This is a genomic window from Lichenihabitans sp. Uapishka_5 (assembly GCF_033947565.1).
In the GTDB taxonomy this organism is placed as follows: domain Bacteria; phylum Pseudomonadota; class Alphaproteobacteria; order Rhizobiales; family Beijerinckiaceae; genus Lichenihabitans.
In genome coordinates, this window is record NZ_JARPVX010000115.1 from 1 (window position 1) to 8,802 (window position 8,802).

The window sequence follows — 8,802 nt, forward strand, 5'->3', positions numbered from 1 at the left end:
CAGAGGGGTCGGGATTGGACGCGAAATGGGGGTCGTCGTTGGAAGCGATTTGACAGCCACGGGTGCTGTCGCCTTCCTCGGCGTGCTTGCTCCTCCACCCTTCAATGACCGCTACACGATGGCCGCTGGCATGATCCCCCTGTTGGGCGTCATTCTCATGCCGGTGACGTTCCGGGAAGCGGCGCTCCTCACATGTGTCGCGATCCCCCTCTACGTTATGACGGCTTTGGGTGGCTGGGCTGGACATCCCGAGCAGGTTGCGGACCTGGTCGTGTTCATGTCCGGGCTGGTCATCTTAGGGCTGAAAGTGCGTTACCGCCTCGCTCTCGTCGAGAAAGCGAACGTGCAACTGCACCTACGAGAGCATGACCGTGCCGAAGAACTAGCCAAGCTGGCGCACAGGCTGGAGGTCTTGTCCGTCACCGACCCACTCACAGGCATTGCGAACCGACGCGGCTTCGATCTCGCCGCCGAACAGGCCTGCCGGCAATGCCTGGAGGCAGGCACCTGGCTTGGGCTTCTCATGATCGACGTGGACTACTTCAAGTCCTTCAATGATGCGGCGGGACACATGGCAGGCGATCAATGCCTTCGAGCGCTGGTTGCCGTACTGACGTCCTCTTGCCCACTGGAGCAGGGCCACTTGGCCCGGTTCGGAGGCGAGGAGTTCGTCGTGCTTTTGCCCAACCTCTCGCCCGACCAATTGAAGGTGCAGGCTGAACGTCTGCGCTGCGCCGTGGCTGCCGCTGCTATACCGCATCCAGGCAGAGGCGGCGCTTCGGTGACGGTCAGTGTGGGAGCCGCTGCGAGCAAACCGATCCCTCTGTGCACCAACATCGACGAACTCATCGCTGCAGCAGACGCTGCGCTTTATGCCGCCAAATCGAGAGGCCGCAATTGCACTATGCTGGGACAGGTAATGTCTCCAGACGTGGGTCATCGACGAACAGACGTGGTTACAGCCGCAGCATGACCGACACGCGCCGCAGGTCCAGCGAAGTGCACGTGCGGGCGCACCGTGATGGCGCACCAGGGCGTGCTCAGAATTCCTGCCACTCGTCTACGCCAGTACCGACCGGAGCCCCGTTTACAGCCAGCTTCTGTGTCGGGACGGTGCGCTTGGGCCCTGCTACAGCCTTGGTCTCCACGGCTCGCCGGGGAGGGCCCAAGCCGTCGACAAATGGAAGGTGTTGCGCACGGAACGGGTAGGGACCCAAGAAAAGGTCGCCCATGGCCCATCGTAGGCGGTAGGTGTACCAGCGTTGCCGCAGATGCTCGTTGCGATCGTGGAGGATGTGGCAGCGCTGGCAAAGCGCCCGCAGGTTCGACGGATCGTTGTTGCCGACATCGTGGTCGAGATGGGCGCAGGCCAGCACCACGCGGGTCGTACGTAGAGTCAGCCCGGCCGGCAGGTTCTCTGGCGATGCGAGCTTGAGCCGACGCCCTCGGCTGTTGCGCCAGCTCGTGGCCTCCTCGTCCCACCATCGCCCATCGCCCAGATGGGTGACCACGCGGCCGTGTGGTCGGCCGCAGGTCTCACAGACTCCTTTGGCACGACCGAAGCGGATCGCCACCGACAGCTGCACCCAGTCGATCGGGTAAAAGTAGCGGTTTTCCGGACGGATCGGCATCAGGCGGCACCCTCCTCCGGTTTAGGCTTGAGGCTTCGGGTGATCTTGGTCAGCAGCGTCCGACTACATCCCGTGGCATCGATGACCTGTTGCCAGCTTCGTCCGTCCTTCAGCATGGCCGCGATCGCGGCATTGCGAGGCTTGTTCTCCGGCCGTCCCTTGTAGAGGCCGGCTGCCTTGGCGCGTGCCGTGCCTTCGGCTTGGCGACGACGACGGTCCTCGTAGTCTTTGCGGGCCACGGCGGCAAGGACATCAAGCATCATGCTGTTGACGGCCGCGAACATGCGCCCGGTGAATTCATCAGGCGGCGCAGCCAGGGTCCATGAAGTCGGCAAGTCGAGGGCGATGATGCGCACCTGCTTGGCATCGATCTCGGCGCGGAGCTTGAGCCAATCCGGAGCGGTCAGGCGTGACAGGCGATCGACCTGCTCCACCAGCAGGACGTCGCCAGGCTCGCAATCGTCCAACAAGCGGAACAGTTCGGGGCGGTGCAGCTTGGCCCCGCTCTCGTTCTCAACATAACGGCCAGCGATGCGCAGGCCGCGCTCCTTTGCGAAAGCCTCGAGGGCGCCTCTCGCGCGCGAAGCGTCCTGTTCGGAAGTCGAGGCACGGAGATAAGAACGGGCGAGCATGGCTACAGTCTTTTATATGCAGTCCTTTATAGGATAGTCCTTTATAGGTTGTCAATAACGAAAAGAGACTGCTTTAGAAGCCGGTCCTCGTGGGGTCTACCCTAAAATGCCTATCTCAATTTGTTGTTATTACCCGCTCGTACTCGTCTTCAGCGACTTGGTAGGCATCGCCGGCCAGCTCGAGCAGCATCTCACGATTGCGCACCTCGATGCGCCCGCGCTTGTTTCGGATTGAGCCCATACCTTCAAGAGCGTGGGTTGCGCTCGTCACGCCGGGGCGCCGCGTGCCCAACATAGCGGCCAGGAACTCATGCGTAAGGACAAGGTCACTGCCATTGGTCCGGTCCTGGGTCATCAAGATCCAGCGGGCAAGCCGCGCTTCGATGTCAAAGGCGACGTTCGCATAAGCGGTCTGCCCCATTTGGACCATCAGGGTATGAACGAAGAGCCCAAGAGGCTGAAGGATTGTTGGTCGGGCCTGGATGGCGGCACGCAGGTCCACCGTGCTGATCCGCAATCCTTCACCGGCACCTTGGACGACACACCTATGTGGTGTTTGATCAACACCAAGGATGATGGGCACCCCTACTAGGCCCTCGCGTCCGACGAGACCGATTTCGATCCGACCTTCGTCCGTGTTGGCGATCGTCGAGCTGATGCCGCTTTCCAAAAAGGTCACATGTTGGATCGGCTGCTGCGTCTCAATCATCACGGTTTGCAAAGGCAGAGACACGCGCTCCAGGCTCGGCTCGAGGAGGGCATAATCTTCCTGTGAGAGCATCGAGAGCAGGCGATTGCGAACGATTGAAGATTGAAACAGAGCCACAGCGCTCTCCCTGCCGAAAGGGCAAGAGCACTCAGTGTCTCCTAATCATCTGCGCCCAGAATCACGGCAGGTGATAAACACTAAATGGATATCCTATAAAGGATTACTAGACCAGGGTTTGCCTAAGTAAGCCAGAACACAAACCTGGATTACTTTTACGTTCGTGATCTGATGGATTGTCCGATTTCGGACGCAAGTCGCATTGAACATTGACTAATCTACAACATCGGAATGTCTAACTTACGTTACATGCTGGGGCTTTTTCATGTCACACCGAGAAGTGACCTACGACCCACACCTGTCGTATAGTGTCTTCGTGATCAGCAGCATGGGCCATGTCGAGCGAACGGCGGAGTTGAAAGCAATCAGTGATGCAGATGCAATTGACCAAGCAAAGCAGATAGTGACCAGTCAATCCATTGAGCTTTGGAGAGGAGGAAGAGTAATTATCTGCCTGTACCCAAATCCTTGATGACATCCAATGTGCGATCGGATCATCACATATAGCAATGCGACTGATAGATGCTTGCTAAGCTGAAAACAGGGTTGGCGGAAATGTCTCTTATGGATCCGTCCGCTTTCAGACCAAGCGTGATCACCCCGATTGACGCCGCGAACACCGTCGTGAAAGCTACGTCTTTACAATCTAGCAAAGCTCTAGGATGCGGGTATGAAACCGTCCACCACGGACATTGCGAGGGATGGCGAGGCACCCGAGCTTACGCATTGCGTCGTACTCGGCGAGGGCGACAGCGTTCGCATCGCCTTCTTGGCGGGTGAGGATACCGGCGCTCCCGTTTCCTTCTTGTCGGCTGTGACACTGACGCGATCTCAGCTTTCCGGCTTTGCCGGAATGGTCGCTGCAATCCTCGATGTCAATGACCCGTATGCCGTCAGCATCAGTTGAGGGCGATGGCGACGTCAGACCTCACGATTGACCCTGGTCTGTGCCGAAAGCCGCTATCATGAGGATCGATCCATTTTGCTGCCACTGCTCCGGCAAGCATCAGGATCTCACCTTGATCGAAACCCGCTTCGAGCGTCGCCGGTGCTTCGTAGAACTGCAGTGCCGGACATGTCATGCGTTCTGGACGGCCGAAATCGGCCAAACTTCGGGAAGTGCCGATCTTCTCACGACCAGCCCTGAAGGGCGGCCCGGATGGCGGGTTTTCAGTCTCGAGCCCAGCGCGGCGAACTGACGAACTGGATCAATGCCCTGTTTTACCAGGATGCTTATCCGTGTCGACGGTACGGGCACCTGGGAATGTACGCTTTCGGACCCAACGACGCCGAGGGTTTGACACGCTGTCATCACACAAAAACCATGTGGGTTCATGCGTGAAGATGCGAGCGTTCGCTGATGCCAGGAAAGAGGGAAAACGTTCTTCGCGCCTACCACCTGCTGGTGGTGCGAGGACCTGAAGGCTTTACCTGGCAGGTGCGATACGACCGGCATGCAAACCCGGTTGAACGAAGTGCGATGTTCTTCCCGAGCCATGCGGCAGCAGAAATGGATGGTGGGCAGGCGTTGGAAAAGCATCGCGCTGCTGCGCCGAGCGAGTGATGACGATCGATCGGAGATGATCATTGCCTCGCTTATCCAAAGCTCATGAGGCCAATCTCGATTGGCTCGCCAGCGGGCGAAAGGCAAACTTTTTCGCCCACTTGGTCTGGTCTCTTTGAGGCACACTTATATCGAACCAATCGAGTGTGAGGCCGCGCGTAACTGACGCGAGCCCAATACAGCAGTCCAGGTAGTCCGCCAGACAGACCTTCACCGAAAAGTTCAATGTACCAGCCTAACGAGACGCCAAGGGCCGAAGACAGAGCCCTCTGAGGCTGACGTGTGTCCGACGGTACGTTGAGCGATCCCCTTTCGGACACGAATTAGCTCGATGCGAAAACGGAGCATTTGCCGGAGTACGGTCGGACTGGCGGTCACCGTTGAGGCCAGGGGACCGCGTCGACTCAAGGCTCATCCGAGAGGAAGAGGTCGGCGGGGACGAGGCACCAAACGTGGCACGCCGAGATACCATCCATCCTCTGATCCGTTGTCGAAGGGGATCGGGCGCCAGCTATTGCGTGCTTGAGTGGAACCAAGGTTCGTGACCGAAGTTCTTCGACTGTAAGACCTCTTTGGGAGGACCAGCCGTCGCGCGCCTGCGCGTCCGGCTGGAAGCAGTCCAGCTTCGCTTCGGCGAAGTGAATGTGGTGTTCCGAAGTCTCCCGCGCCCGGCCGGTGGCGTGAAGAGACGGCCCCCGTCCCTGGTCCAGGCGCCTGACATCGTCGGGAATTACCCACGTTAACGACGGGTCCTGCGTTCGCGTCCAAGCTCCGCTTGGCGCGGCCATGACGGTCGACTCTTTCCCCATGCACATGACGAGAGAACCAATGGCCAAGCAGACCATCACTGCCATCTACGACAGCCGCGAATACGCTAACAACGCCATCCTTATGTTGCGGCAGGCCGGGATCGCTGACGCCGAGGTGTCGCCCGAGACCGCCGCGACCGGCTTCGCCGACGAGACGGAGCCACGCGCCAAGGGCTTCTGGGCCTCACTCGAAGACATGTTCGGCGGCAGCGACGACCACCATACCTACGCCGAGGGCGTGCGCCGGGGCGGCTCCCTGGTCGTCGCGCACGTCGAGAAGGCCAGGGTCGACGACGCCATAGAGATCCTCGAGCGGCACGGCTCCGTCGATCTCGAAGAGCGCGAGAGCGCGTGGCGAGGCGAGGGCTGGACCGGCGCCTCGGCCATCACGGGGGGCGGGATCGCCAACGAGGGCGCAGGCCCGTTGCGATCGATGACGCCCGCCGTGGACACGCAAGCGACATCGATCGCGGCAACGGGGGCCGCCTCGGTCGCCGGGGCCGCCACAGTGCCCGCTCAAGCCTACAAGGCCCCGGCGGCGCCCGTCGGCATCGTGCCGAGCGCGACCGCGCGGACGGGTGTCGCCGACGACGTCATCCAGGTGGCCGAGGAGTCGATCACTGTCGGCAAGCGCGCCGTGAACCGGGGCAAGGTGCGCATCCACAGCTACGTGGTCGAGACGCCGTTCATGCAGCAGGTCAACCTGCGCGACGAGACGGTCAGCGTGGAACGCCGACCGGTAGACCGTGCGCTCGGGGTCGCCGACGTGGGCGCCGACGCCTTCCGTGACCGCACCATCGAGATGGATGAGGTCGATGAGGAAGCGGTGGTGGCAAAGACCGCGCGGGTTGTCGAGGAGATCGGCATCCGCAAGGATGTCAGTGACCGGACAGAGACCATCACCGACACGCTGCGCAGCACCAAGGTCGACATCGAGGATGGTCGAACCGCCGAGGTCGGCAATGTGCGCAAGTTCGTCGCCACGTCGGACGCCGCGATGATCGTGGAGCACATGGACGTGATCGCCTCCGATGGCACGAAGGTCGGGACCGTTGACCACCTGGACGGGCCGGACCGGATCAAGCTGGCCAAGTCGACCTCACCGGATGGCCAGCATCATTACGTTCCGCTGGCCTGGGTCGATCACGTCGACAAGCACGTGCACCTCAACAAGGCCACTGTCGCCGTCAAGGCCGGCTGGTAGCCACCACTCCCGACAGATCGGCGTGGCGAGCCTGTCGGTCTCGCCTGCCGCATCGGCTTCATTTCCCCTTTCGAAAGCAGATCCATGACGACGACAATCCCTAATCCTATCCCCGGCCGAGCCGCCACGGCGATCGCTACGGAACTCCCGCTCGGGGCGGATGGGAGCCACACGCATCGCCGCGTGTCCTGGCAGGCCCTCTTCGCCGGCGTGATCGTCGCCGTGTCCATCCAAATCCTGCTGAGCCTCCTAGGCGCCGGCGTCGGGCTCGGAATGGTCCACACCACGAGCAGCGGCAGCCCCGACGCGGGCAGCTTCGGAACGGGAGCCGGACTCTGGTGGCTCGTCAGCAACCTCATCGCGTTGGCGGCAGGCGGTTATGTCTCGGCGTGGCTCGCCGGCATCTCGCTCCGTTTTGACGGCGTGCTGCACGGCTTGGTGACATGGGGCCTTTCCATGCTGCTGACCCTCTATCTGCTGTCGAGCGCCATCGGCGGCCTGCTGGGCGGTGCCATGTCGGTGACCGGGTCGACGCTGTCGGCTGCGGGCGACAGCGTAAAGAGCGCGGCTCCTGCGGTGGCGCAGGCCGCTGGTCTGTCGCCAGACGTCGTCCAGCAGCAGGTCCAATCCTACCTGGCGCCCACGAACCCCGATCCGGCTACCATGAACGCGCAGGATGCGCAGAAGGCGGTCGCGTCGGATCTGTCCACCTACGCAATGGGTGGCGATGACGCTCCGGCTGCCAAATCCCGCATCGTCGCAATTATGGCCGCCCAGATGCATGTCACGCCGGCCGAAGCCACCAAGAAGTTCGACGACACGCAGGCCAAGCTGACCGCCGCCAAGGACCAGGCGATCCAGAAGGCGAAAGCCGCCGCCGATGCCAGCGCCAGCGCTGCCTCGACCGGTTCGTTTCTCGCCTTCGGCACGTTCCTTCTCGGTGCCGTTGCGGCTGCCTTCGGCGGCTCGGCCGCCGTCCAGCGTCGTCTCGCGGCCGCCACGGTCGTGCGTCGCGCCACGGTCTGATCGACCAGCGGTGGCTGGCGTGAAAGCGCCAGCCACCGAGAGCGAGCGACACGGATGCAGGCACGCTTGATCCGGCCCACCATGGCCGACAAGGGTGACCGACCCGCGTCCTCCTTCCTTCTCGAACCTCGGCGAGCAGGGATACTGCACGCAGTGGCCTCGAAACTGAGCTTGACGCCGATGAAAACAATGATCGCGACGTGCCTGGTATTGGCCGTGGTCGGCTGGACCGCTCCCGCCAGGGCCGAAGGCAAGTACCAGGTTACCGGGATCGAACGTGCGGCATGCGAGAGCGATGCCGTGGCCCTTTGCAGCGCGACGTACCCCGATGAGGACGCCCTGCTAGCCTGCATGAGGCTCAACGTTTCCAAGCTGAACGCCGGGTGTCGCCCGGTGTTCATCGAAGGGCTCCGTCGCCGGGGAATCCCGATGATCGACGGCGGCGCTTTCACCATCGGCACGCATCATGGCTGAGCCCGAACGGACAGCGATCCTTCCGGCCCACATCGAAGGCACGGTCGAGGCCATCGCCCGATTGCATTCGGAACACAAGAAGCGCGCGACCCCGTTCCAGAAGATCATCGAGGACCTGACCGGCCGCGTGGGTCGACCGGTCTTCATCCTCTGGCTGACCGTGGCTGTGGTCGGATGGATCGTCCTCAACCTCGCCGTGATGGCGCTTGGACACTCGCCCTGGGACGAGCCGCCATTTGCCTGGCTCGAAATGGTCGTGAGCTTGGCGGCCCTTTACGTGACCGTGATGATCCTGACGACGCAGCGGCGAGACGACGAGCTCGCCAGTCACCGCGATCAACTGACGCTTGAGCTGGCCATATTGGGCGACCAGAAATCGGCCAAGATCATCCGACTCCTGGAAGAGTTACGCCGTGACATGCCGACGATCCGGGATCGTGTCGATCATGAAGCGGTCGCGATGTCCTCGCCGGCCGACCCCCAAGCGGTGCTCGACGCGATTAGGGACAGCCACGAGGAAATGGCGATGGCCGCCGCCGATGCCGCCTCAATCCAGTGACGTCACACTGACTCGACCAGACTGTCCGTCGTCAGGCTTTTTGGGACAGCTGGCGGCGTGAACTAAGGGTGGGTCCG

Annotated in this window: 9 protein-coding genes and 2 pseudogenes; 8 read left to right on the forward strand and 3 right to left on the reverse strand. The window is 61.8% G+C overall.

What is annotated here, in order from left to right; all coding sequences use genetic code 11:
- On the forward strand, positions 1-973 hold a 973-nt coding region (locus P7D22_RS21160; RefSeq protein WP_319936242.1), incomplete at its 5' end, for a GGDEF domain-containing protein.
- Positions 974-1,196: 223 nt separating this feature from the next.
- On the opposite strand, the pseudogene P7D22_RS21165 reads toward P7D22_RS21160, so the two are convergent.
- The 3 genes and pseudogenes from P7D22_RS21165 to P7D22_RS21175 all read right to left on the reverse strand — a co-directional run.
- Positions 1,197-1,631 (reverse strand): annotated as a pseudogene (locus P7D22_RS21165) (HNH endonuclease signature motif containing protein); the annotation flags it as partial.
- On the reverse strand, positions 1,631-2,263 hold the full coding sequence (locus tag P7D22_RS21170; RefSeq protein ID WP_319936243.1) for a recombinase family protein: 633 nt from the start codon (positions 2,261-2,263) through the stop codon (positions 1,631-1,633). The gene P7D22_RS21170 and the pseudogene P7D22_RS21165, both read right to left, overlap by 1 nt.
- 115 nt (positions 2,264-2,378) lie before the next feature.
- Entirely contained in the window at positions 2,379-3,089 is a 711-nt protein-coding gene (locus P7D22_RS21175; RefSeq protein WP_319936244.1) for a Crp/Fnr family transcriptional regulator, read from the reverse strand.
- Between the two features lie 670 nt (positions 3,090-3,759).
- Here P7D22_RS21175 and P7D22_RS21180 point away from each other — a divergent pair.
- The 7 genes and pseudogenes from P7D22_RS21180 (at position 3,760) to P7D22_RS21210 (ending at position 8,725) form a co-directional block, all read left to right on the forward strand.
- On the forward strand, positions 3,760-3,996 hold the full coding sequence (locus P7D22_RS21180) for a hypothetical protein (protein ID WP_319936245.1): 237 nt from the start codon (positions 3,760-3,762) through the stop codon (positions 3,994-3,996).
- Positions 3,997-4,449: 453 nt separating this feature from the next.
- On the forward strand, positions 4,450-4,653 hold the full coding sequence (locus tag P7D22_RS21185; RefSeq protein ID WP_319936246.1) for a hypothetical protein: 204 nt from the start codon (positions 4,450-4,452) through the stop codon (positions 4,651-4,653).
- Positions 4,654-5,895: 1,242 nt separating this feature from the next.
- Positions 5,896-6,384 (forward strand): annotated as a pseudogene (locus P7D22_RS21190) (YsnF/AvaK domain-containing protein); the annotation flags it as partial.
- A gap of 75 nt (positions 6,385-6,459) precedes the next feature.
- On the forward strand, positions 6,460-6,666 hold the full coding sequence (locus P7D22_RS21195) for a DUF2171 domain-containing protein (protein WP_319936250.1): 207 nt from the start codon (positions 6,460-6,462) through the stop codon (positions 6,664-6,666).
- Positions 6,667-6,849: 183 nt separating this feature from the next.
- Entirely contained in the window at positions 6,850-7,692 is an 843-nt protein-coding gene (locus P7D22_RS21200) for a hypothetical protein (RefSeq protein ID WP_319936247.1), read from the forward strand.
- Between the two features lie 153 nt (positions 7,693-7,845).
- Positions 7,846-8,166 (forward strand): hypothetical protein, encoded by a 321-nt coding sequence (locus P7D22_RS21205; protein WP_319936248.1) that lies wholly within the window; start codon positions 7,846-7,848, stop codon positions 8,164-8,166.
- Positions 8,159-8,725: a DUF1003 domain-containing protein gene (locus P7D22_RS21210; RefSeq protein WP_319936249.1), complete on the forward strand. Its 567-nt coding sequence runs from the start codon at positions 8,159-8,161 to the stop codon at positions 8,723-8,725. The genes P7D22_RS21205 and P7D22_RS21210 overlap by 8 nt, the downstream gene beginning before the upstream one ends.
- Positions 8,726-8,802 lie beyond the last annotated feature (77 nt).

Excerpts from the sequence above, each read along its gene's own strand:
- P7D22_RS21170 (WP_319936243.1), bottom strand. The coding sequence starts at position 2,263 with ATGCTCGCCCGTTCTTATCTCCGTGCCTCGACTTCCGAACAGGACGCT.
- P7D22_RS21180 (WP_319936245.1), top strand. The coding sequence starts at position 3,760 with ATGAAACCGTCCACCACGGACATTGCGAGGGATGGCGAGGCACCCGAG.
- P7D22_RS21185 (WP_319936246.1), top strand. The coding sequence starts at position 4,450 with ATGCCAGGAAAGAGGGAAAACGTTCTTCGCGCCTACCACCTGCTGGTG.
- P7D22_RS21195 (WP_319936250.1), top strand. The coding sequence starts at position 6,460 with ATGATCGTGGAGCACATGGACGTGATCGCCTCCGATGGCACGAAGGTC.
- P7D22_RS21210 (WP_319936249.1), top strand. The coding sequence starts at position 8,159 with ATGGCTGAGCCCGAACGGACAGCGATCCTTCCGGCCCACATCGAAGGC.